This is a genomic window from Kineothrix sp. IPX-CK, from assembly GCF_039134705.1.
Classification (GTDB): domain Bacteria; phylum Bacillota; class Clostridia; order Lachnospirales; family Lachnospiraceae; genus Kineothrix; species Kineothrix sedimenti.
On record NZ_CP146256.1, the window covers coordinates 1,681,560 to 1,706,856 of the forward strand.

At 39.9% G+C, this 25,297-nt stretch carries 22 protein-coding genes and 1 pseudogene; 20 read left to right on the plus strand and 3 right to left on the minus strand.

Translation table 11 applies throughout. The annotated features are described in order from the left end of the window. The first annotated feature begins 29 nt into the window (after positions 1-29). The 13 genes and pseudogenes from V6984_RS07945 (at position 30) to V6984_RS08005 (ending at position 14,995) form a co-directional block, all read left to right on the plus strand. Entirely contained in the window at positions 30-1,805 is a 1,776-nt protein-coding gene (locus tag V6984_RS07945; RefSeq protein WP_342759244.1) for an ABC transporter ATP-binding protein, read from the plus strand. Then, the gene (locus tag V6984_RS07950; protein WP_342759245.1) at positions 1,798-3,546 is read left to right on the plus strand and encodes an ABC transporter ATP-binding protein; all 1,749 of its coding nucleotides are present in this window, start codon (positions 1,798-1,800) and stop codon (positions 3,544-3,546) included. Before V6984_RS07945 ends, V6984_RS07950 begins: the two co-directional genes overlap by 8 nt. Before the next feature lie 466 nt (positions 3,547-4,012). Then, complete coding sequence (locus V6984_RS07955; RefSeq protein WP_342759246.1) at positions 4,013-4,381, plus strand: ACT domain-containing protein; 369 nt, start codon at positions 4,013-4,015, stop codon at positions 4,379-4,381. 40 nt (positions 4,382-4,421) lie between these two features. After that, entirely contained in the window at positions 4,422-5,207 is a 786-nt protein-coding gene (gene yaaA, locus V6984_RS07960; RefSeq protein WP_342759247.1) for a peroxide stress protein YaaA, read from the plus strand. A gap of 220 nt (positions 5,208-5,427) precedes the next feature. Continuing rightward, a pseudogene (locus tag V6984_RS07965) lies at positions 5,428-6,168 on the plus strand (AraC family transcriptional regulator). 191 nt (positions 6,169-6,359) lie between these two features. Continuing rightward, complete coding sequence (locus V6984_RS07970) at positions 6,360-7,709, plus strand: MATE family efflux transporter (RefSeq protein ID WP_342759248.1); 1,350 nt, start codon at positions 6,360-6,362, stop codon at positions 7,707-7,709. An 84-nt stretch (positions 7,710-7,793) separates the two neighbouring features. After that, on the plus strand, positions 7,794-8,393 hold the full coding sequence (gene rbr, locus V6984_RS07975) for a rubrerythrin (RefSeq protein ID WP_342759966.1): 600 nt from the start codon (positions 7,794-7,796) through the stop codon (positions 8,391-8,393). Positions 8,394-8,488: 95 nt separating this feature from the next. Beyond that, complete coding sequence (locus V6984_RS07980; RefSeq protein WP_342759249.1) at positions 8,489-9,541, plus strand: tetratricopeptide repeat protein; 1,053 nt, start codon at positions 8,489-8,491, stop codon at positions 9,539-9,541. Positions 9,542-9,812: 271 nt separating this feature from the next. Beyond that, complete coding sequence (locus V6984_RS07985) at positions 9,813-12,203, plus strand: ribonucleoside triphosphate reductase (RefSeq protein WP_342759250.1); 2,391 nt, start codon at positions 9,813-9,815, stop codon at positions 12,201-12,203. A gap of 14 nt (positions 12,204-12,217) precedes the next feature. Then, positions 12,218-12,634 (plus strand): NUDIX domain-containing protein, encoded by a 417-nt coding sequence (locus V6984_RS07990; RefSeq protein WP_342759251.1) that lies wholly within the window; start codon positions 12,218-12,220, stop codon positions 12,632-12,634. Between the two features lie 66 nt (positions 12,635-12,700). Next, positions 12,701-13,621, plus strand: coding sequence for an orotidine-5'-phosphate decarboxylase (pyrF, locus tag V6984_RS07995; protein ID WP_342759252.1), 921 nt, complete (start codon positions 12,701-12,703; stop codon positions 13,619-13,621). A gap of 161 nt (positions 13,622-13,782) precedes the next feature. Next, a complete protein-coding gene (locus V6984_RS08000; RefSeq protein WP_342759253.1) occupies positions 13,783-14,247 on the plus strand; it encodes a hypothetical protein in 465 nt (154 codons plus the stop codon). 148 nt (positions 14,248-14,395) lie between these two features. Further along, positions 14,396-14,995, plus strand: a complete 600-nt coding sequence (locus V6984_RS08005) for a hypothetical protein (protein WP_342759254.1) — start codon at positions 14,396-14,398, stop codon at positions 14,993-14,995. Positions 14,996-15,008: 13 nt separating this feature from the next. Here V6984_RS08005 and V6984_RS08010 read toward each other — a convergent pair whose 3' ends face one another. Then, the gene (locus V6984_RS08010) at positions 15,009-16,388 is read right to left on the minus strand and encodes a glycoside hydrolase domain-containing protein (RefSeq protein WP_342759967.1); all 1,380 of its coding nucleotides are present in this window, start codon (positions 16,386-16,388) and stop codon (positions 15,009-15,011) included. Positions 16,389-16,398: 10 nt separating this feature from the next. Then, a complete protein-coding gene (locus V6984_RS08015) occupies positions 16,399-17,259 on the minus strand; it encodes a peptidoglycan-binding protein (protein WP_342759255.1) in 861 nt (286 codons plus the stop codon). A 404-nt stretch (positions 17,260-17,663) separates the two neighbouring features. Between V6984_RS08015 and V6984_RS08020 the strand changes: the two genes are divergently transcribed. From V6984_RS08020 to V6984_RS08050, 7 genes are all read left to right on the plus strand, one after another. Next, positions 17,664-18,026: a BlaI/MecI/CopY family transcriptional regulator gene (locus V6984_RS08020; RefSeq protein WP_342759256.1), complete on the plus strand. Its 363-nt coding sequence runs from the start codon at positions 17,664-17,666 to the stop codon at positions 18,024-18,026. 26 nt (positions 18,027-18,052) lie between these two features. Next, positions 18,053-20,164 (plus strand): M56 family metallopeptidase, encoded by a 2,112-nt coding sequence (locus V6984_RS08025; protein WP_342759257.1) that lies wholly within the window; start codon positions 18,053-18,055, stop codon positions 20,162-20,164. A gap of 42 nt (positions 20,165-20,206) precedes the next feature. Next, a complete protein-coding gene (locus V6984_RS08030; protein WP_342759259.1) occupies positions 20,207-20,473 on the plus strand; it encodes a hypothetical protein in 267 nt (88 codons plus the stop codon). A 163-nt stretch (positions 20,474-20,636) separates the two neighbouring features. Beyond that, positions 20,637-21,008, plus strand: coding sequence for a BlaI/MecI/CopY family transcriptional regulator (locus V6984_RS08035; protein ID WP_342759261.1), 372 nt, complete (start codon positions 20,637-20,639; stop codon positions 21,006-21,008). Positions 21,009-21,011: 3 nt separating this feature from the next. After that, positions 21,012-22,328 (plus strand): M56 family metallopeptidase, encoded by a 1,317-nt coding sequence (locus tag V6984_RS08040; RefSeq protein ID WP_342759262.1) that lies wholly within the window; start codon positions 21,012-21,014, stop codon positions 22,326-22,328. 289 nt (positions 22,329-22,617) lie between these two features. Beyond that, positions 22,618-23,430: a DUF2599 domain-containing protein gene (locus V6984_RS08045; RefSeq protein ID WP_342759263.1), complete on the plus strand. Its 813-nt coding sequence runs from the start codon at positions 22,618-22,620 to the stop codon at positions 23,428-23,430. Positions 23,431-23,432: 2 nt separating this feature from the next. Next, entirely contained in the window at positions 23,433-24,089 is a 657-nt protein-coding gene (locus tag V6984_RS08050) for a thioredoxin family protein (RefSeq protein ID WP_342759264.1), read from the plus strand. 247 nt (positions 24,090-24,336) lie between these two features. Here the strand turns inward: V6984_RS08050 and V6984_RS08055 are convergent, their stop codons facing one another. Next, the gene (locus tag V6984_RS08055) at positions 24,337-24,768 is read right to left on the minus strand and encodes an ABC-2 transporter permease (protein WP_342759265.1); all 432 of its coding nucleotides are present in this window, start codon (positions 24,766-24,768) and stop codon (positions 24,337-24,339) included. Between the last annotated feature and the right edge of the window lie 529 nt (positions 24,769-25,297).

A 25,297-nucleotide genomic window follows, 5' to 3' on the forward strand; every position in this document is an offset into this window, starting at 1 on the left:
CCCGGTTTATCATTTGGAGGTGCTTCTATATGAAGAAAAAAGGTACATTTGCATCGGTGCTTTCTTTTGCAGGAGAGTGTCGGGGAAAAATGATATTATCCGTTCTCTTCGCTGTTATCAGTGTGGCGGGCGGATTAGTTCCTTATCTTGGGGTATATGAGATTATCCTTTTGTTTTTTGAGGGAAAAGCTGTTCCCCAGGCGATTGTTTTATGGGTGGCTGTTTCTGCCGGAGGCTATGTAATAAAGCTGTTGTTCCATGGCATATCTACGAGCTTCTCTCATGTGTCTGCTTACCGGATACTGGAGAGCATACGGCTTGAATTGTCCCGTAAGCTGATGAGCGCACCGCTTGGGACGGTGCTGTCCCAAACAGCAGGAAATCTGAAGAATGTTATTATGGACAGGGTGGAAACCATAGAGCTTCCGCTGGCACATATGATTCCGGAAGGAATTTCCAGGCTGCTTCTGCCTGTATGCGTGTTCGGATATATGCTGATTATGGACTGGAGAATCGCATTGGCGGCTCTCGTCTGTGTCCCCCTTGGCGGAGCTGTATATGCGGTTATGATGCGAAGTTACGGGTCTCAGTACGATAAGTATATGAAGGCATCTAATCATGTGAATAGCGTAATTATTGAATATACGGAAGGTATTCAGGTGATCAAAGCCTTCAACCAGTCCGCCGGGTCTTACCGGAAGTATGAGGAGGCGGTAAAAAGCTTTAAGGAATTTACCCTCGACTGGTTTCGCTCCACCTGGGGCCTGATGAATCTGGGCAGTGCGATTTTACCCGCAACTCTGCTGGGTGTGCTGCCGGTAGGAATTGTGTTGTATTTAAACGGTGCTCTTACGCCCGCACAAATAACTCTTGCGATTATTCTTTCTATGAGCATTATCGGCCCTGCAAGCTGGTTCACCATTGCAGTCAATGATTTTAAGTCTATCCAGTATGCGATCAATGATGTGAATGAAATACTAGGCATGCCGGAGCTTTCGGAAGCAGAAGAATCTGTCAGGCTGAGCGGATATGACATACAGCTTCAGGATATATCCTTTGCCTATAATGATAAGCATGGAGATGTTCTGGAGGAAATAAGCCTAGCGATTCCGCAGGGCAGCTTTACCGCCCTTGTAGGCCCTTCCGGCAGCGGAAAATCTACGGTAGCAAGGCTGATAGCGAGATTTTGGGATGTGTCTAAGGGGTCCATATCGATAGGAGGAGAAGATATTCGAAGGATTCCCTTTTCACAGCTTTCTGAGGTGGTCAGCTTTGTATCGCAGGAGAATTTTCTGTTCAACTGTTCTCTGCTGGAGAATGTCAGGCTGGGTAATCCGGCAGCCGCGGACGAGGAAGTGTTTGCCGCCGGGAAAGCGGCCTGCTGCGATGAATTCATCGGCCGCCTAGAAAATGGCTGGGATACGACCGCGGGAGAAGCGGGAGGAAGACTTTCCGGCGGAGAGCGGCAGAGAATTGCCATTGCCCGCGCCATATTAAAAAATGCGCCGATCGTCATACTTGATGAGGCAACAGCATTTACCGACCCGGAGAATGAAGCGCAGCTTCAGGCTTCCGTAGCGGCTCTCACCGAAGGAAAAACCCTGCTGGTAATTGCCCACCGGCTTTCGACGATCAAGGATGCGGACAATATTGTTGTCCTGAATGACGGAAAAATAGAAGCGCAGGGAAAGCAGCAGGAGCTTCTTAAAAACTGTTCCTTATATAAAGAAATGTGGGAGTCGCACATAGGCGCTAAGAATTGGTCCGCATCGAGTGCGGGAAGGGAGGAATTATATCATGTTTAAAACGATGAGACGTATTATCCTATGGACCGGAGAGCGTAAGAAGCGCTTATACTGGGGATTCCTTTTTTCCTTCCTCCAAACGATGTTTACAGCGATGCCGATTATGGGGGCAGCTTATTTTCTGGATCTTATGATCAAGGATAGTCGGGGTGAGGTAACATTGTCACCTGTTTTGGCTCTTTGGGCACTTGCGTTTATGATTGTATGTATTCTTGGACGGTTCCTGTTTTCTTATTTGAGGGCAACCTTTCAGGAAAGTATCGCTTTTGAAAAAACAGCGGAGGAGCGCATTCGTATCGGCGACATTTTAAAACGTGTATCCCTTGGCTTCTTCGATAAAAATAATACGGGAGAGATCAGCGGGGCGGTCACCACAGATTTATCCGTTTTTGAGATGTATGCAATGAAAATGACGGATACCCTGGTGGGAGCATACATACATGCGGCTGCCATGATCCTGTGCCTTGTATTTTTCTGCTGGCAGGCGGCGCTGATTTCTATTTTGGGTATTGCGGGCTCGGGTTTCTTTCTGTACTTGTTAAGTAAAGGGAGCCATAAAAATGCCATAGTACATCAGAAGGCGCAAAATGAGTTGATTACAGCGGTAATTGAATATATTCGGGGAATCGCTGTAGTCAAAGCATATGGGCAGGAAGGAGTGGCGGTAAAGGGCATCAGGGATGCTTTCCGTTCCCATAGAAAAATAAATATTAAAATAGAACTGGATTATGTGGGCTGCAACGGAATGCACCAGCTATGCTTAAAGCTGGCCTCTGCCGCCGTCGTATTAATAACGGCCCTGATGACTATAAACGGCTCCTTGTCGCTGCCTGTTTTTCTTATGATGGCTATTTTTTCCTTCGAATTGTTCTCCCAGGTAGAGCAGGTCAATAATGCGGCTCATACCATGGAGCTTATGGAGACAGCTATGAATAAAATCGAAGAGATTGAAAATGCCCGTTTTATTGACGCGGACTCTGTAAACAAGCCGCTTCTTAATTTTTCTGTCGGGTTTGCGGGGGTTTCCTTCGGATATGACAAGAGAAAAGTATTAGATAATATTTCATTCGAGATCCCGCAGGGCACCACTACGGCTATCGTAGGTCCTTCCGGCTCCGGCAAGACTACCGTTTGTAATCTTCTCGCCCGGTTTTACGATGTGAATGAAGGCCGTATTTTCCTTGGAGACACGGATATCAGGGAACTGACTTGTGACAGCCTGCTTGGTAATATCAGTATGGTATTCCAGAATGTCTATCTGTTTCACGATACGGTATTGAATAATATTCGCTTCGGCAAACCGGAGGCATCCATGGAGGAGATTGTTGAGGCGGCGAAGAAGGCATGCTGTCATGATTTTATTGAAAGACTGCCTGACGGGTATCATACGGTGGTGGGAGAAGGAGGTTCTTCCCTATCGGGCGGAGAAAAGCAGCGCATTTCCCTTGCCAGGGCGATTTTAAAAGATGCACCTGTTATTATTCTGGACGAGGCTACGGCCAGCGTGGACCCTGAAAACGAGCATTTGATCCAACGGGCGATTTCCGCTTTGTCCAAAGGCAAGACGATGATCGTTATCGCACACCGGCTTGCGACCATCGAAAATGCGCAGCAGATACTTGTGTTAGACGAAGGGAAAATTGTGCAGAAGGGAACTCATGCCCAACTGATAGCACAGGATGGGCTGTATAAGCGTTTTGTGGAGCTTCGAGAGAAAGCGGAAGGGTGGAAGCTGGCGTAAAATCATATGTTTTTCAAACCGTATAGCATTTCCGTCAGTATTTCTGTTATAATTAAAAAAGCTTTTTGGATTGAGCCTCCGAGTATAGCCGGAGGCTTTGTCATGTAATAGGATTAGGGTGTCGAAAGGTCCTTTTGCGAACGTCTCTAGGCAATATGTTCAAAACAAAAAGACTCCTGCTCCGAATTCCAATATATATGAAGTTCTAATTCTCAGTCTATTCGCGCCAAACATACCAGAAAACAAAAAACTCGCTGCGCTCAAACAGTTTTGTTTTCTGGTATGGCACAAATATCCAGAGAAAGAACTTCTAAATATTTACATAGGCGCAGTCGTTCTTTTTGTTTTGGTCATATTGACCAGAATGTATTTATAGAGGACCTTTTGACACCCTAATTGTAATTGGAAAGTGCTCCTATTACATAAAAAGTTACAAAGCAAATGGAGAACTGCGAAAGGATAGGATATGGATATAAGAATAATTGACAAGGCGTTCAGTGTGTGTAAGCTGCAGAATATCAATGGGATAAATTTTGAGGATGATTTTTGTTTTCTGGGGAAGACGGACGAAGAACTGTCGTTAGTTTGCGCCACGCAGTTCGTACCTCAGAATACGACAGAACGGGAGGACGGATGGAGAGCATTTCGTATCGAGGGAGTTCTGGATTTCTCGTTAATAGGAATCCTTTCGGAAATTTCGGGAATTCTGGCCGGGGCAAAAATCGGAATTTTTGTGATTTCCACCTATAATACTGACTATATATTGGTAAAGGAAAAAGACTTTGAAAAGGCTTTAGACTCCCTGAAGACAGAAGGATATCATATAAAGGGATAAATCTGAAACAATAGAGTTTTTAACAGGAGGCTTGTTCTGCATGAAAATTATTATTTCTCCTGCCAAAAAGATGAACGTAAGAGAAGATCTGCTTCCCTATGAAACCCTTCCACACTTTTTGGAGCAGGCTGAAACTTTGAAGACTTATCTGAAAACATTGGATAGGAAAACTCTTCAGCAAATATGGAAATGTAACGATGCCATCGCGGATTTGAATGAGGGACGGCTCAGAACGATGGACTTGACGAAATGTCTGACTCCTGCGGTTCTAAGTTACGAAGGGCTCCAATATCTTCATATGTCGCCATCTGTCTTTGACGATGGGCAATGGCAATATGTGAAGGAGCATTTGTGCATATTATCCGGCTTTTACGGACTTCTTCGGGCGGCCGACGGAATCGTACCCTACCGGTTGGAGATGCAGGCAAAAATCGATATGCGGAGAAACGGTGTTACTTATAACAATTTATATGATTTTTGGGCAGGGCTTATTGCCGGGAAGCTTGCCCGGGAAGAAGATATAATTGTGAATCTTGCGTCAAAGGAATACAGCAAAGCGGTGGAATCGCATCTGCCGCCGGAGACAGCGTTTATCACCTGTCAGTTTGTTGTCTGTAAGCAGGATAAGATGGGCGGAAGGAAGCTGGTCACAAAGGGAACCGAAGCAAAGATGGCCAGAGGGGAGATGGTCCGTTTTATGGCAGAAAGAAGCATAGAGGAAGCGGAGGGACTGAAGACCTTTGACCGCCTTGGCTACTGTTATGAGGAAGAACTGTCGGATTCTGCTGTCTATGTGTTTGTTAAGCGGCCTGATAAAGCTATTTAGATAAGTTTATATTTTTCCGGGCAGAAAAAGTTGCGCATAAAAAGCAAAACTATCCTAAGATTGTGTTGTAACAAACAATAAGGAAATGAGGGACGAAGGAATGGAATGGCTGGATAAAATGAATGCTGCGCTGAACTATATAGAAGATAATCTGGCCGGAGAGATTAATTATGCGGAAGCGGCAAAAAGAGCATGCTCCTCTTCTTATAATTTTCAGCGGATGTTTTCCTTTATCGCGGATGTTCCCTTAGCGGAATATATCCGCAGAAGAAGGCTTACCCTTGCGGCGCTTGATTTTCAAAAGGGCGGAGAAAGCGTGCTCGATATCTCGTTAAAATACGGTTATGACTCACCGGTATCTTTTGCGAGAGCATTTCAGAACCTGCATGGAGTAACTCCGAAGGAGGCGAGAGAAAAAGGCGTTCTTCTTACTTTGTATCCCAGGATTTCTTTTAAGATCACAATTAAAGGAGTGGACGAAATGAAATATCGTATTGAAAAAGTGCAAGGATTTCGATTGGCAGGGGCTGTGAAAACGGTTACTACGGTAAACGGAGAAAACTTCAGGGTTATTCCTCAGATGTGGCAGGATGCCTGTGAGGACGGAACCATGGTAAAGATGAAGGCCACCTGCAAGGAAGGAAGGCCGGAATTTTATGGAGTGTGCTACAATCCAAGAGGAGAGGAGTTCGACTACATGATAGCCGTGGAGTCCGATGCGCCATTATTGGAAGGCATGAAGGAGCTGATTATCGGGGAATAGGAGTATGTGAAATTCGAATGCCGCGGCAGGCTGCCCGAGGCACAGCAGAATATATGGAAACGGCTCTATACGGAATGGTTCCCCAACTCCGGCTATGAACACGCAGAAGCGCCGGATCTGGAATGGTATTCGGAGGAGAATATGGACAGCGATTCGTATTTAAGTGAAATATGGATTCCCATAAAAAAAAGTAAGTAAAAGATCAAACAGTAACGCGGGCAGATAGGAAAATAATATCTGCCTGCATTACTGTTCACCCCGTTCTCATTAACAAGGTAAATATATGTTTACAAAAGAAAATATGATAAAATCTGAAATATAGAATATGCCATAGCACATAAAACAGTGAAAACGTTCATAGGACAGAATAGGGGAATCAGAAAAAGATTATGCAGACAACGAGAGATATGACAGCAGGAAGCCCGGGCAGACTGATGTTTGGTTTTGCTTTGCCGCTGCTTATTGGAAATGTGTTTCAGCAGCTTTATACCTTTGCAGATACGATTATAGTGGGACAGGTGCTGGGAGTAAGGGCGCTTGCGGCAGTAGGGGCAGTGGAGTGGATGATCTTCCTGTTGTTCGGATTTATCCAGGGCCTGACCCAGGGCTTTTCAGTGACGATTGCCCGGCACTTCGGAGCTGCTGACTATAAAGGGGTGAAAAGAGCCGTCATATGTGCGGTATATCTGTCAGCGGCGGGAGCGATAGTATTCACCTTGGCAGGATTGGCGCTTATTTATCCGGTTCTTCTGCTGTTACATACGCCGGATGAAATTATCGGGCTTTCCCACAGCTATTTACGGATTTTATATGCCGGGATACCCATTACCATGGCATACAATTTATTTTCGGCAATTCTTCGGGCGCTCGGGAACAGCCGTACATCCCTTCGGGCCATGACAGCGGCCTCTCTCTGCAATATCATACTCGATATGCTGTTTGTGTTCGGACTCGGCTGGGGGATGGAGGGGGCGGCATTGGGGACCGTACTGGCCCAGCTTCTGGCGGCAGCTCTTTGCTTTGTACAATTGCATAAGATAGAGATACTGAGATTTACAAAAGGAGAGTACAGGGCGGATATTCGGATGCTTTTGGAGCAGTGCAGGATGGGACTGCCTGTGGGATTACAAAATATGATAACGGCAGTCGGAGGAATGGTGGTACAGTCGGTGATCAATAGCTTTGGAGTGCTCTTTATCGCCGGATATACGGCGGCCAATAAGCTGTACGGGCTGTTGGAGATCGCCGCCGCTTCCTATGGCTATGCGATGTCTACCTATACCGGACAGAATCTTGGTGCAGGGTTCTTGGACAGAATAAGGAAGGGGCTGCGGACAGCAAGTGCGATAGGGATAGTGACGGCATTATTTATGTCAACCATTATGCTGGTATTCGGCAAGGTGATTCTGCGTCTTTTCCTTGCAGGGGATGTGGCGGATGTGAATGCGGCCATAGGAACGGGCTATCATTTTCTTATCGTGCTGGCATGCTTTTTTCCGCTCTTATATTTGCTGTATATAGCGCGTGCCTGCGTGCAGGGCACGGGCAATTCGGTACTGCCCATGCTTTCCAGCACGGTACAGCTCGTTATGCGATGCGGCTGCGCGCTGATTCTGCCGCTTTTTATCGGTGAAAGCGGAGTGTTCTACGGGGAGGTGCTGGCGTGGATAGGAGCGGACATCATGCTGGGCTGGTGGCTAAAGCATTGGCTGAGAACAAAGGAATTCACGGACATGTGAATAAAGCCTAATAAAATGGAAAATAATGAGTATTGAAGCGGCGCAACGAAGCGGCAGAACGAGAAGAAAGGTATGGTGACAGTGATGGGAGCAGATTTTAAGAACAGTGAGACAAAAGACAATCTGATGAGGGCATTTGCGGGAGAAAGTCAGGCGAGAAACCGCTATACATTTGCGGCATCCAAAGCCAAAAAGGAAAATCTTTATGTGGTCAGTGCCGTCTTTGAATATACGGCGAATCAAGAGAAGGAGCACGCCGAGATTTTCTACAACCATTTGAAGGAGCTGGCAGGAGAAAATATTCATGTGGACGGCAGTTATCCTGTGGATATCACGGATGATGTAGCGGAGCTTCTGCGCATGGCCCAGCATAACGAATATGAGGAACATGATTCTGTGTACAAGTCATTCGGAGACAAAGCGAAGGAGGAAGGTTTTGATAAGGTGGCCGCTTCGTTTCACATGATTGCCCAGATAGAGAAGCTCCACGGAGACCGTTTCGGAAGATTTGCACAGCTTTTGGAGGAGAAGAAGCTGTTCATATCCGATGTGAAGACTGCGTGGTTTTGCTTAAACTGCGGTTTTGTATACGAAGGAGAGGCGGCGCCGAAGAATTGTCCGGTATGCGATCACGATAGGGGATATTTCATTCGTTTTGAGCTGTCTCCTTATGAATCTTTATAAAGTTTGTGACTTTAGAAGGGTTGTAGGAGGATGAAAAATATAGTAGTATAATAAAGTAAAGTTTGCAGGTTAAGAAGAAAGGCATGGTTAGTGGCATGAAGGAACGAAAGAGGATTTTTCAAATAATCTTGGTAGGGGCGGTTTTATGCTGTCTGCTTTCCGGTTGCGGTCAAAAGGATAAAAATGCCAGTGTCAAGGAAGGCATGGCGGCAGTGGAGGCTCTGGATTATAATACGGCCCTTCAATGCTTTGAGAAAGCCATGGTGGATGGTGAGGATCTGCGTCTTTTATATAGAGGGCAAGGGCTGGCGTATATGGGACTTACCATGTATGAGGAGGCTGTGGATTCTTTTGAGAAGGCTCTTAGTCACAGCAACGGTCAGGTGGATGAAATCGATTATGATATCAACTATTATCTGGCTACTGCCTATTACAAGCTGGGTGAAACCGATAATAGTATAGAGGCCTATAATTCCATTATCGCGCTTTTGCCGAAGGATAAGGCGGCATATTACCTGCGCGGCTGCCTGAGAATTGGTACGGATTTCGATAAGGCGAGGGCCGATTTCGATAAGGCGATCTCGCTGGACAAAGAAGATTATACCCAATTAATTGACATCTACCTCGTGCTGGAGGAAAACGGTTATAAGGAAGCAGGGCAGGAATATTTGCAGGCGGCTTTGGAGAGCGGCTCGAAGTCCATGACTGATTACGAGCAGGGCAGGATGTATTTCTATTTAAAAGATTATGATAACGCCAGAAATTATTTGGAAAAGGCGCGGAAGACGGCGGGCTATGAAGCAGTGCTGCTTCTGGGGAAGACCTATGAGGAACTGGGAGATAACAATTATGCGGTAAGCGTATATAACAGCTTCATTGCGGACGACCAGACCAACGCCAAGGTTTATAACCAACTGGGGCTTTGCAAGATGGATATGGGTGCATATGAGGAAGCGCTGACTGCCTTTCAGGCGGGAATGAATATCGAGAATAACGATATGATGCAGACGTTGAAGTTCAACGAAATAGTTACCTATGAATACCTGGGAGATTATAAAAAAGCAGCGGTGCTTTTGGACAGCTATTTATCTACATATCCCGATGATGGAGCCGCTAAGAGAGAGTATACTTTTTTACAGACGAGATAATTATACTGCCCCGCACTATGGCTGCAGCATGTATTTTGTCGCTGTCATGGAGATTGCCGGACGGTCGGATAAAAACACAAAGACACAAGATGTTGTGTTAACATAAAAATGTTGACATAATATCTTGTGCTTTTTATTGACTTTTTACTGGCAAGATGTTACAATTTTATTAATCAGTGTTTACATAGAGTTATGTGAACCTATGAAAAATATGGGGGAGCGCCCGCATCAGGGGTGTGGCGTTCAATAATGTATGTAGGGAGGAACCAAGATGTTTCAAGTAGTTAAAAGGGATGGAGAAACCGCAGATTTTACATTGACAAAGATTAGTGATGCTATCATGAAGGCTTTCAACGCTACGGACATGCAGTACAACAACGATATTATCGATTTGCTGGCGCTTCGAGTTACGTCCGAGTTTCAGAATAGAGTGAAGGAAGATAAGGTGAACGTGGAAGACATCCAGGACAGCGTGGAAAGGGTCTTGGAGCAGACCGGATATGCGGAGGCTGCCAAGGCGTTCATTCTCTACCGCAAGCAGCGGGAGAAGATGCGCAATATGAAATCTACCATTCTCGATTATAAGGATGTAGTCAACAGCTATGTGAAGATAGAGGACTGGAGAGTAAAGGAGAATTCCACCGTAACTTATTCGGTAGGCGGCCTTATCCTTAGTAATTCCGGTGCGGTAACGGCTAATTACTGGCTATCCGAGATCTATGACGAGGAAATCGGAGAGGCTCATAGAAATGCGGATCTGCATATTCACGATTTGTCCATGCTGACCGGATATTGTGCAGGCTGGTCGCTCAAGCAGCTCATTCAGGAGGGACTGGGCGGCATCACCGGCAAGATTACCTCTGCTCCGGCGTCACATCTTTCCGTATTATGCAACCAGATGGTGAATTTCCTGGGTATTATGCAGAACGAGTGGGCAGGCGCGCAGGCATTTTCCTCTTTCGATACTTATTTGGCTCCCTTTGTAAAGACGGATAACCTGTCCTATTCGGAAGTGAAGAAATGTATCGAGGCATTTATTTATGGTGTTAATACGCCCAGCCGCTGGGGAACGCAGGCTCCCTTTTCCAATATCACTCTGGACTGGACGGTACCGGACGATTTGGCAGAGCTTCCGGCGATTGTAGGCGGCCAAGAGACGAATTTTAAATACAAAGACTGCAAAAAAGAGATGGATATGATCAATAAGGCATTTATCGAGACGATGATCGAGGGCGATGCCAACGGAAGAGGCTTCCAGTATCCGATACCCACCTATTCCATTACCCGGGATTTCGACTGGTCGGATACGGAGAATAACAGACTCTTGTTCGAAATGACTTCCAAATACGGAACACCGTATTTTTCTAATTATATCAATTCCGATATGGAGCCCAGCGATGTGCGCAGTATGTGCTGCCGTCTCCGTTTGGATTTAAGAGAGCTCCGCAAGAAGACCGGCGGCTTTTTCGGATCGGGCGAAAGTACGGGAAGCGTGGGAGTAGTGACGATCAACATGCCGAGAATCGCTTATCTGTCTGCCAATAAGGACGATTTCTACAAACGCCTGAACAAGATGATGGATATTGCGGCCAGATCTCTTAAGATAAAAAGAGGTGTGATTTCCAGACTGTTAGATGAAGGACTTTATCCTTATACCAAGCGTTATCTGGGCAGTTTCGAGAACCATTTTTCCACTATCGGCCTTATCGGTATGAACGAGGTGGGACTGAACGCGAACTGGCTGCGCGCGGATATGAGCGATAAGAGAACACAGGAATTTACAAAAGAAGTATTGAATCACATGAGAAACAGGCTTTCCGATTATCAGGAGAAATATGGGGATTTGTACAATCTGGAAGCGACTCCGGCGGAAAGTACCACATACCGTCTTGCGAAGCATGACAAGAAGAAATGGCCCGCGATCAAGACGGCAGGAAAACAGGGGGATACGCCTTATTATACGAACTCCTCTCATTTGCCGGTAGATTATACCTTAGATATCTTCGATGCTTTGGATATCCAGGATGATTTACAGACTTTGTATACCTCGGGGACCGTATTCCACGCGTTTCTCGGTGAGAAGCTTCCCGATTGGAAGGCAGCGGCAAATCTGGTAAAGACAGTTGCGGATAATTACAGGCTTCCCTATTATACGTTGTCGCCTACTTATTCAATCTGCCGCGATCATGGCTATCTGGCAGGGGAGCAGAAGGCATGTCCTCACTGCGGAAAGATTACGGAGGTTTACAGCCGTATTACGGGTTATTACAGGCCTGTCCAGAACTGGAACGACGGCAAACTTCAGGAATACGCCAACAGAACGGAATACAGTGTGGCTAAGTCCTCCTTAAAAAAGCCTATGACCCGTATGGTCACGTTGTCGAATTATGAGAAGGAAATCAGCGTAAAGGTGGAGAAGCCGGAATCGGTAAAGTACCTTTTTATCACCAAGACCTGCCCTAATTGCAAATTGGCGAAGGAATATCTGAAGGAAGATAAATATGTTCTTATCGATGCGGAGGAAAATATGGAACTTGCCGGAAGGTACGGCATTATGCAGGCACCTGCTCTGGTAGTAACAAACGGAGATGAATATAAGAAATACGTAAACGCATCCAACATTAAAAAATATGTAGACAGCCAGGAGGCAGTCATCGCATAGGATAACAGAAAGGCATGGTTACTGGTATGGAGAATATTTATTTAAGAGTAAAGGGGATTATTAAAAAGGACGATAAATATTTACTGATAAAAAGATGGGTGGACGACCGCATTCCGGACCCCTTTATATGGGAGTTCATCGATGCTGAAGTAAATTACGGAGAGGCGCCTGACGATGCGGTTTTGCGGGCAATCAGAGAGCTTTTGTCCGTGGAAGGCAAAATTGATCGTATTGTATATACGTGGTCACAGATGGTAGGAGATTCCCAGTGTGTGGGAATCGCTTACCTGTGCAGTATCGATGGAAACGACGAGGATAATATTGTATTATCCGAAGAGTACGGAGAATTGGACTGGGTGGAAAAAGATAAGGTATCAAATTATGTGGAGAACATATACGTACTAAAGGATTTAGAAGGCGTTGCACTTTAAGACAACGCCTTTTGTGCGTTACCGCTGTGGGAGAATGAGGGAAAGAAGGAGAGGAAGAAGAAATTTATGATTAACGAATTAGTAGCCAAGATTCAGAAGACAAATGCACCTATCGTGGTGGGTTTGGATCCGATGTTAAAATATATTCCGGAACATGTTACCGGGAAAGCCTATAAGGAATTCGGCGAGACGCTTGCGGGTGCAGCAGAGGCGATTTGGCAGTTCAATAAGGAGATCGTAGATAATATCTACGATTTGATTCCGGCGGTAAAGCCGCAGATTGCGATGTACGAGCAATTTGGCGTGGAAGGTCTGATAGCCTTTAAGAAGACGGTTGATTACTGTAGGGAAAAAGGACTGGTGGTAATCGGGGATATTAAGAGAGGCGATATCGGTTCTACTTCGGAGGCCTATGCGGTAGGACATCTGGGCAAGGTTCAGGTAGGAAGCAAATCCTATTATGGCTTTCATGAAGATTTTGCTACGGTAAATCCTTACCTTGGCTCGGATGGAGTGAAGCCCTTCATCGATGTATGTAAAAAGGAAAATAAAGGTATCTTCATACTCGTTAAAACATCTAATCCCAGCAGCGGAGAATTCCAGGACCGTCTGATTGACGGCAGACCGCTTTATGAAATCGTAGGTGAAAAGGTTGCCCAGTGGGGCTCGGAGCATATGGGAGAGTCTTACAGCTATGTAGGCGCAGTGGTAGGAGCAACCTATCCTGAAATGGGAAAGGCCCTTAGGAAGATTATGCCGAAGGCTTATATTCTTGTGCCGGGTTATGGCGCGCAGGGTGGAAAGGGTGCTGATTTAGCACATTTTTTCAATGAGGACGGGCTTGGAGCTATCGTAAATTCCTCCAGAGGCATCATAGCGGCATATAAAGAGGAAAAATACGCAAGTTTCGGAGCGGAGAATTTCGGGGACGCTTCCCGTGCGGCGGTAGAGGATATGCAAAGGGACATCGCTTCGGCGATTGGGTAATTCCAGAGTATAATGGTATCAAAGGGTTTTTTATGATAAAAAAAATAATAAAAATATTTAGATTCCTTATATTCTTTTGTACACTTATTATTACTATGTCCATTTTTGCCCTTTATGCAATCTTTAAATATGACGATCAGTTATATGTCAAATCCACTCATTTGACACCAGATAGAAGTGAACATTTAAAAGAATTAATCGGACTGTCTGAATTTTCGAATCTCTATATAGAAAAATATATTCATAAAGTAGTAGAAGGAGAGACCGGGAGAGAAGCTACTTTTGATATCACAATCCCGGTTGATGAGTATGAAGATTTTACAGGATTCATTGATGTGCAAACTTCAGTAGAAGAATATGAGGAGCAATCTTATCTTATTATCGAAAAAGATAGTTTGGTTCTAGAAAACCAATTATATAGGTTACAGATAAAATATATTTCACCAAAGGGAGATGGTTACGTATTCCTATATCTTTTCAGTAGTGACAGTATTAGATTTTCAAAGAATACAGGGCTTATTTTAGCTTACTTTTTCCTTTTACTGTTTGCAAACAGTCTCATTATATTGCCATATAGAAGGATTATTATTTTTCTTCATAATAACAAGAAAGTGTTCCGCAAATAATGATGGCATTTTTTTGAATCGTAACCATTCGCTTCTTTAGGTGTAATTTTCCTCTTAATTCTTTAAATTCATTGCTTATTTACAGCAATTTATGGTAATATAGAATAAAATTTTGAAATGAATATATGAATATGGGGATATCTCTAGAATGAAAAAAAATAAAATAATAATACTCAGATTCATTTTATTTTTTATCACACTTGCTTCCTCATTGGTTTTTTTTACTATTTATGCAGTTATTAAACTTAATCAGGAAGAATTTATTAAATCTACTAATCTGACGGAATCACAAAGTGACGACCTAAAGGACTTAATAGGGCTTTCTAACTTCTCTTCTTTTACTATAAAAGGTTATAATCATAAATTAGTAACCGGTAATGATGGTCGACATTATACTTTTTATACAACTATTTCTATTGATGAATTTGAAAATTTTTCAGAATTCATAAGCAATCAAACAAATCAACCAGATTATCAAAACGCACCTCATATTTATATTAAAGAAGATAGTTTGACGCTACGAAAGACCCAATATAAGCTACAGTTGCAAATTGAATATAACAGTTTGAGTGAGGATGCACTCATTGAATATATTTTAAGTAACGACTATATTAGATATTCAAAAAATACATGGATTATCGTACTTCAATTTATACTCCTCCTATTTGTAAATAGTCTAATTATATTACCAGACAGAATATTTAATACTTTATTTATAATAATAAAAAAATGTCCCCCAAATAATTGAGGGACACCTTTTGTTAGGTTATTACATTTATTTCCATTTCTTTATAATATTGGATCTTTTCAGCGAAGGCCTTGGCTAGTACGGCTCCATATAACATATACGAATATTCGCCGAATTTGTCCTTAAAATATATGGACATAATGCCTATACGAGCGTTGTTAGGCATTGTAAACATTAAAGCGACTTGTTCGACTGTATCTTTACCAAATTCTGCTTTCAACCTATTTTCAAATATCTGGAATCTTCTCTTGTATACTTTATTATTAATATAGTAATTCTCTAAGATCTGATATATCGGCATAGTCTCAAACGAATATCCCTTATATAAGTTAAATACATCAACATCTTGTATCATATCTTGAAACTCAAAACCAGAATTGCTATCTTCATGTAAATTACCCTCTGGATCTAGATACTTGAACGTATAATTTGTAAGCTCTGAATCTATAAATCCAATACATTTTTTCAGTGAATCAAGATTAAAATAATTAGGAAGACCATAATCTATAGTTTGTCCAAGAACTCCTCCTAACTGAGCAAGGTCTCCAGCCCATCCTACAAAAGCACCAACATCCTGATAAAATAGTGGTAATTTGAAATACAGATGTACTCCCAAAGTTGCAGCAAAATGTTGTATTTCAATTGGCCCCTTAGTAAAGTCTTCAAAAATAAATATTGTTTCAGGGTCCAAGTCAATTGTACTATCAGTATGGTTTATATCAAGATAACTTGAAAAGCCTTTATCATATGCACCCGCAAGTATATCCCAGGCATCACCATTATACCCCTTATGACTTAGATATCTTAAAACGAATTTGTTAATTGTATAAATGGTAGGAGATTCTTCAGAGAGATATTCTGCTGCATATTCATACAACATTCTAATCTTTAAAAAATCCATATCACTATCTGGATACTCATCTGAATCATATGTTATAAATTCAGAAGGCTTCGTTGCCGTTTTTCTGGGTGACGCAATAATTTTATCATAACCAATACCTGAATATTCCGAAGTTGCATCAGATACTTCATGGAATTGATCATAAGCCCAATTCTCCGGCATCTTTTGTCCAATGTTGCATGTAAAACCAGATGACATATTTGACACAAAACTAGTTGAAGTCAATCCGTCTTCATATAGCTTAGTACATATAAGCCTTGGTCCATATACTCCCACTTTGAAATAGGAACTTACAATTTTATTGACGCTCCTGAAATATGGCATGATGTTGGCTTCAATATCTTTTATCAAAACATCATAGTCTATAGCAAAATAGATGGTTGCAGTAGGCGGAAAACCAAAAGATTTTGCAGCCTTTATCGCCCTGTAAGCATCCACAATTCCCTGATAAGCATTGAAATAATCTGCGCTGCCTCCAGTGGTCTGATATATCGGGAAGAGATTAAGACCAGCCGATGCTTGTCATTAGAGATGCCCACGTCTGTTTGCCACAAATACCATCAGCTCCCAGGCATAGAAAGTCCTGGAAATTATAAAGTGCATTGTACGTTGCGGTTCCCCAAATTCCATCTGCAATTCCTGGATAGAATCCATTAATTGTCAGTGCCCATTGCAGAATTCTTTTGGAATTCGTATATCCAGATGTGTTTTTGGAAATAGTCGGTGCCTTACTTATCGTATCATCACCCCATTTTCCGTCTGCGGCAGTATTCCATTCAAGTTGGGCAGCCTTAATTAAATTAGTTTGGGATTTTCTCTCCCATATACCATTCGGTGCAATTAAGCCAATCTGCTCACCATAGTACTTATTAAGTCCTTTCTGTACTTCATGACGATAGGTATCATATATGTCATTTGTAGGAGAGAAAGAATAGCTATCTGTATTCATGATGCCCTGCCATACATATGGACGCACGATATAATCAGCGCTAATCCCTGCGTCTGTCTGAAACCGTCCAATGGCATTTGCCGTGTTTTGTCCAAAGACTCCTGTAAAGCCTCCAGGCGAAATACCCTTACACCATAGAGAGCCTTGCAGGATATAAACAATATTCTGGGGCAGCGCTGAATTCGGATCCGGGCTTGCTTGCAGGGTGGGGTAATACTTTTTTAACGCATTAATTGTTGCGTTACCGAATATTCCATCTGGACTTGCTATATGTGATTCATATTGCAATGCCCATATTAAAGCCCGAAACGTAGATTGCCCTGTCATTCCATCCGGTGTTACGCTGGGAAAATTGACATGTTGCCCATAGTTATCATTTAACCATTCTTGTGTTTGTAAAACTCTAGTATCCATATTGATACTCCTTTTATATTTTTTTGATTTGCAAATCTAATAGTTAAAGAGAACGATTTATTAAATATGTAAACTACTATTTTGGCTTTTTATATATCCTTTTTTATTGAAATTTTTAGCAGCACTTAATAATTTCGAGTCAATATAAGGCAGGAGATATTACATAAACTTAGGGAAGGGAGTTACAGAGTAAACTGCTTTATTAATGCAGGATATCGTTTAGGCAAGAGGTAGAAACAGAAATATAATTGTTTTGAAATGTGATGATGGATTAAAAAGTTAAGCAATTAAATGGTTGACAAATGTACACCGTTTTGTTATCCTAAGGTTGACAGTTGAATACCTTTTTGATTTGACGACTGAAAAAAATACATACGTACGAAAATATACAGACTGGGGCGAATATGAAGAAAATATCAGATGCGGAATGGAAAATAATGAATATACTGTGGGAGGATCAACCCAAGACAATGACGCAGTTAACAAAGGAATTATTGGTAAGTACCGGTTGGAGTAAACATACAGTCATGACATATCTAAAGAGAATGGAAGAAAAGAAGCTTATCCGTCATACGCAAGGACAAAAAGCAAAACTATATTATGCAGATTTGGAGAAAGAGGAGGCAATACTACAGGAGAAGAACCATTTTCTGAATAAGGTCTTCAAGGGAAATGTGGGTTTATTGATTAGTACAATGTTAGAAGATAATGAACTTTCAGAGGAAGAGATCCAAGAGTTGATGGAAATACTTCAAAAGAAAAAATAAAGTAATGTATGGAGGGGAAAAATAGGATGAAGATTATTAGTTTTGGCGTTCTGCTTGCCGGAATTCTTTTAATTAGAACAATAGCATGGAAATATATCTCAAGACGAAAGCAATATTTTATCTGGCTTTTTGCCGCATTTTTTCTTCTGTTTAGTCCTTTTTTGAATATTTCTAGTAAATTTAGCATAGAAAATGCCGTGTTCTCCTTGATTCAGGAAATTGAGCAGAATGCAATCCAAAAGGAATTGGAGAATCAAAATTATGAACACCGGACTGATTCTGAAGATTTGCTGATTTTGCCGGAAACAGATAATGCATATCAAACTGCAAACAACGATTACCAAATGCAGAAAGGAACCACGGCATCGGAGCAAAATGTCATGAATAAGAGTGGGCTCTATAATCCGCCGGAGATACCCGGGGAAAGGCGGCAGAATATCCTGCAAAATGGGTTGTATTATGTTTGGGGAGGCGTATCTATAATAATGTTTTTCGCAATTATTATATTTAATATCCGTTTTGGTATTAACTGCAAGAGAGATAGAGTTTTTTACAAAAAGTTAGTTGACTGGAATCTCGATGTGTATTTACTGAAAGGAATTTCAAGCCCATTTCTGCTTGGAAAAAATATTTATGTAGATACAGATACAATTGAAAATGAAAAGGTATTGAATCATATCATAATTCATGAATATTGTCATTTCAGACATAAAGATAATTTTTGGGCGTTTATCCGCAATCTCTGCCTTGTAATTAATTGGTATAATCCGTTTGTTTGGTTAGCAAATGATTATGTGAAAAGAGACTGTGAATTAGCTTGTGATGAGGCGGCACTTTCCCTTCTTGATGAAGAAGAAAAGACGGAATATGGGTATACGCTCATAAAGATGATAAAATATTCCAAGAGCAAAAAACAATATCCATCTCTTGCAACCACTATGAGCGGCAATATGAAGAGAATACAGGAGAGAATCGGCATGATACATCCTATAAAAAAACATTATGCTTTTGTGACGTGGTTCGTAGCAATCAGTATGGTACTTCTTACAGGGTGCACTTTCACCCAGAGAAGCACTTTGGAGACACCCGCGGCGGCTAGTCCGGATATGAACGATAATTACGGACAAGATCAGGAAGTAGTAGTTGTAGCAGAGACAGCGTCAGAGAATACGTTAAAGTCCAGCGAAGTGCCGGACACAGATGATAATCCGGATAAGTATTATAATGTATCAGCAACCTATTATAACGGGCAGACGTATTTGAATTCGGAAAATGGTTTATATAGCATTGCAGATAACAGTGATGAGTGGAAGCTGATATATAGTGGGTCAGTTACACTTGGAGCCATAGCAGAGGGATACTTATTTTTCTATGCTTATCCCGAAGATATCAGTGAAGCTGCAATCATGTCTCTGGAATTATCGACGGATAAGGTAACTGTCGGTCAACTATTAGGAGATAGAATCTATGATTTCGCAGAGATGTGTTACGAAAACAATTACTTATATATCAAAGAAGCACTAAGCAGCCGTATTGTTACTTTTACAATTCAATCGGATGGCTTGCTTCAGGAAAAAGAAACGCTTTCTGTAACAATACCGGATGACTTAATGAATACAGAAACGGATATCTATGCCATATCCCCCATAATAAGCCGAGGCGAAGGGTATTCAGGAATTTTTTATTCTGCTAAAAAGGAAGGAGAAGAATATTACAGCCGCCTTTACTATTATGAAGACAGTTCTGAAATACATAAGCTGGAAGGGATCACGGATGTTATGATTACGTCGAAAGGGATAATAGGAAGAGACGTCAATCAGTACAATGACGTATATCTGTGGGATATTTATACCAAGGAAAAACGTCAGCTTTATTCAGCAAAGGAAAATGGAGATTTATACTTTGGATATAATACTTATGATAACAGAGGGCTTTATGGATTATTGAAGGAGGATGATAATACTTTTTACATATCATGTGTGAATTGGGATGGTTCTTTAGATAAATTATTTTTGCTCGAGGATGTAACGGATTTATTGTATGGAATTAATGTTAGGATGAGTGTTATTCATGATTGGCTCTATTATTTTAATCCTCGAGAAGACAAGATGGAACGACAAAAATTGAATAATATTTAAGTAATAGAATAAAAATGGAAAGAGCAAAAAAGAGGAATTTATATGAAGAATTTACGTATCAAAGCAGTAATAGCGGTTATTTGTAGTATGATGTTTCCTTTGCAGGCAATGGCTGCAGAGCCTGTAACTGTACCCCCTGAAATTCCCGATAAAATTGCTGTGGAAAATGGGTATTTGGAGAAACTCACTAACGTTCCCGTTTATGAAGATAATAGTGTCCAGCGGCGATTCCAATACAAAGTTGTCACTTCCGGGGGTAATTTAAACGTACGAGATTATCCAGTTACAGGGAATGTTATTTTGCACTAACACTCAATAGGGAGGCATAATTTGCCCCCCTTTTTTTAAAATTAAAAATAAGAATTATTAGAAATTATCATAAGAGAGTTTGTGAATCTAAATAGTAAATATAACAAAACATTGATAGACCTACAAGTCTGTAGTATAATAATGGAAAGCGAGGTGATTATGTATGAATGAGATAATACTTTCAGAGTCCGAAAAAGAAATAGTGGATTGGATGTGGAAAGAAAATAAAGAATATTCATATAAAGAAATTTTTCAGAAATTTGGAGAAAATGGGAATAAGGGATGGAAGAAGCAGACTTTATCTACATTTTTAACGCGAATGGAAAAAAAGGGGGTTATATCCATAAGGAAGGAAGGAACTAAATGTTATTACAAAATCGTATTAAACAAACAACAATATGACAAGAAGAGAGCAGAACATGTTTTAAACTCTTATTTTAGCGGTTCATTGAATCAATTTATGGTAGCTTTGACAGGTGGAGAAACATTGAGTGATGATGATGCGGATGAATTGAGAAAATTTTTGGAGGATTAAGATATGCTGATTTTAGCAATGTCCTTTAGCGGTAGTATGGTTTTTCTTTTTATTCTAATTTGTATGTTCTGTGGTAAAAAAGCTTTATCTTCCACGTGGATATATGCGATGCTTAAGATTAATTTATTTTTTTATTGCATACCATTACCTTTATTTAAAACTAGATATAATTACGTTCTATCTAAATTATTGGATATTCCATTAATTGGGAATGATTCCATTTACCCCATGAAAAATATAATTCAAATAGAGAAGATGGGCAATATATCCTTTGATTGGAAATTATATGTTTTTATTGTCTGGATCATTTGGATAATCGGGTTGTTTGCTTCATTTATGAAACATTCAAAGCAATATAATGATTCTAAAATCGAAAAAAAGACTGTAATAAAAGATAGAAATTATTTGGAAATTTTTGAAGAGATAAAACGGGAATTAAAAATTAAAAAAAAAGTTACCTTAATTTGTGTGGATGATTCAATAAAAATCTGTACAACAGGTATTGCTAAAAAATATATAATAATCCCTAAAGATGGCATAGAAAGTGAAGATTTATATTATATTTTTAAACATGAATTGATACATATAAAAAGATCAGATGTTATATATCGATATATTGCAATATTTGCAATATTAATACATTGGTTCAATCCTTTGATTTATTTCTACTTTTATATGTTATCTATTTATTGTGAACAAAGTTGTGATACTATGTTAGTTCATAATATGGAAAAACCTGAGAGAAAAAAATACTGTGAATTAATTATAAATATGGCTTTATACGAAAAGAAAGGTAAGCAACAATATCAAACTTACTTCAGTAGTAGCAAAAAAAATATTGAGAGGAGATTAAAAAATATACTCAAAATTGAAAAAACAAATACCGCCGTAAAAATATGCTCACTTTTAGTTAGTGGGGTAATATTATTTGCTGGCTCACTAACAGTTTATGCTTACGAGCAACCTAAAGTGGTAACATGGCAGACTGAATCTTATTTAGAAGAATTAGAAAGAGGGCAAGTGGAACAAGGTTTTATTAATAGTGCAGATATACAATTTGATAATAGCGAAACGAAAATTGTAAGAGAGTTTATAGGGGAAGATGGTATTTCTTATAAGTTGGAGGAATTAAGAAATACTAGTAAAGCGCAAATTCTTTGTTCGCATTCGTTTGTAAGTGGATATTACAAGCAACATGTAAAGTATTCAGATAATAGTTGTAAAACGGATTATTACAATGCGGATAGATGTGTGAAGTGTGGAGATGTAGTTGTAAAAAGTTATTCTCATACGGAAACATCGACAAAGTGTACACATTGATTATAAATAAGATAGATAGAAATAATTTGTAAAATCATTGACAAATATGTAATAGTAATATATTATAAAGTTGTACTACGCAATGTAGTACAAAATGCCATGAAGGTAAAGGAACGAACGATAGGGATGGAGTAGGGCATAATAATCAAAAAGAAAAGTATAGTAAATAGAATGCTGCAATTCTTAAATAAATTAAATAAGAGACAATTTAAAGGAAGGATTGGAGGTGTTGAATTTATGCAGTTTAAATTCTATTTAAAATATTACAAAATGGAAAGGGGAAATTAAAATGAAAAAAATGTTAGCAACAATATTAGGAATTACAATGATTTTTAGTACAAATATGTTTGTTTCAGCGGCGGAAGTAGAGTCCCAAAATATATTGGCAGAATATGATTATTCAGGTAGCAAAGCAAATTTTCAGATAGCTATTTTGCAAGAAAAAGCATCTAATGATCTTGCAAGAACAGCAGTATATAATACCACTACTGCAAAATTAGTTGAAACCGATTTAGGAGTAAGAGGGAGTATTGTTATTAATGATAAGATTGAAAATCAACACTTAGATATTATCTTTACAAACAGTCCGGGTAACTGGGCACAGATCGAAAATGATAATTCGCTTATATTCTTTGACGGAAATAGTGAAATGATTGGTGCTGCAAATACGCTAATAGTAAAAGATGCTAACAATAATCTTATCGATGTTAATGCAAGGATTACTAATAACGTAGTAAGATATGACATTGATGATAAGAATGCTGTTTATCCGCTATATGGAGACATCGAAGTTTATGGGAATAATGATTTTTCACAATGGTTTTCTAAAGGAGAGTGGATTACTAGGGATGGGAAAATTTCTTTGAGTTTAACACATACCGGATGGGCTTATGCAGGTATAGCAACTGGTCCAATTACATGGTCATGGAATACTGTAGTAAATAAATTCTCAAGTAGTTCAAACTGGTCTAACGCACAAGGTATGCAGGAACAATATCAATGCCATGTAAACTTTGCAGCAGCAAAGAATCCTTGGAACCTAGAACCTTGGAGACCAGCCGTTGGTTACATAGAAACCATTAAAAAAGAGTGTAATCCATAATTATGAAAAAAATCAACATTTTTATTTCGTTGTTTATGGTCTTTGTTATTTACTGTTCATTATCAATTTGGGGAAAGATTGGTATTATACGAGATGAATATGGAATAACAGGAAATGGAATTTCATTTACGTTCACTGAAATGATACTGATAATAATCTTTCCCCTTATTATAATTATATTAAATTTAGCTATGTTCTTTCAAAAGGAAGAAGTTAAAAACGGAATAAAATATTGTATAATAATTATCAGTATATTAGTGTCAGCTGTTTCAGTTTTATCTTTATTAAAAATAAATAATAATTTGAATAAAAGTGTTTTGCAAATGAATCAAATGCAAGAATTAACTTTGAATGCATTTATGGAATTTTGTGAAACTGAAAAAACAGGATTAATATATGTAAAACGAGATGATTGTCCTCAATGTATTGAACTGGATGGGTATATTGATGGAATAATAGGTGATACAGATAATATTATTTATTATTATTCTACATCAATAGATCGTGATAAAAATCCTGATGAAATGTATGAATTTTTAGAAACAATTAATGTTGTTTCAGTACCTACATTTCTGAAAATAGTAAAAGGGGATGTTGTAGAATCTTTATCCTTTGAAGATAAAGAACAAATCGCTAATCTAATTAAAAATGATATGTAGCAAAAGATAATTCCTTTTTTGGAAGACTGAATATACACCATTACAGTATTCAGAGAGAACAAATATTAAATAAAAGGCGTTTGCTGAAAATTCGAACAAACGCCTTTTATTTACGTATAAAATGTAAAGAGAATACCGCCATAAAAACGAAGTCTTTTCACCTTTTTTTATTATTTGAAGAAAAGCCACTCCCCGCCGAACAGAGGTTTTTTATTTCCGTTGGGGCGGACTATTATTATGAAAACTTTTAAAATTCTTTGTTCCTATGAATCCGTACTGATAAGAGATACGAAAGAACAAACAAAAGTACAGATATAATTACCGAAGTGATACCATCAATCAAGCTACTGAATTTAATTCCATTGTTAAATAACGATAGAAGAAACGATGTCAATAACATAATCCTTATAGAAAAGCCACAAACCAGAAGTAAAATTAGCTCATTCTTTTCAGCACCAATTTTTAAGAGTATTGGATACATAAAAGCTACCGTAGAAATTGACAGTGTAAATCCGAAACAATATCCCCAAAATAAGGATTGATATATATTACCAAAGGTATTGACCATTGCATCGCCAACCAATGCTATCTGGCCGCCAAGCGAGACGGATACACTGTCATCTGTATGCCTCGGCGTCTCAAGTAATTCTGCCAGTTCATCAAGATAGAATTTTACCACTTCATCGAATAGAGGTTTTGCATGCGCACATACTTGAAAACGTGCAAATTGGTAGAAAGGAATGGGGGAGTTCTGCGTTGTAAAGCAGACGACTGAATAAATTTGTTCCTTTAGGCATGGTACAGTACCCTTGCTGCAGGTTTGCAAGTCCCTTTTCTGAAATATATACATTACAACTATAAATATCCGAAAAATACTGTGCATTTGCAGCATGATCCGTATAACCGCTTTTATTTAATATGGCCATAATCACTTCTGCAAATACTTCTGCCTTGCTTTTTCAACAATTTGCATAATATAAATAATCTTAATAAATTTATTTGTATCATTGTACAGTATTCACCCCAACTTCACAATCATAATTCCCTTCGGACAAGCTCTGGCCGAAGTCCCTTTTTGTACGGGAACCTACCCGAAAGTATCAGAACTATCATAGAAATTAAAGGGGACGCGCTGCGAGGGTTCCTGCAGCTGTTCCGAATACCATAAGGACATTTCGGCGTCGGTACCTCTGTGCTATCATAATGGT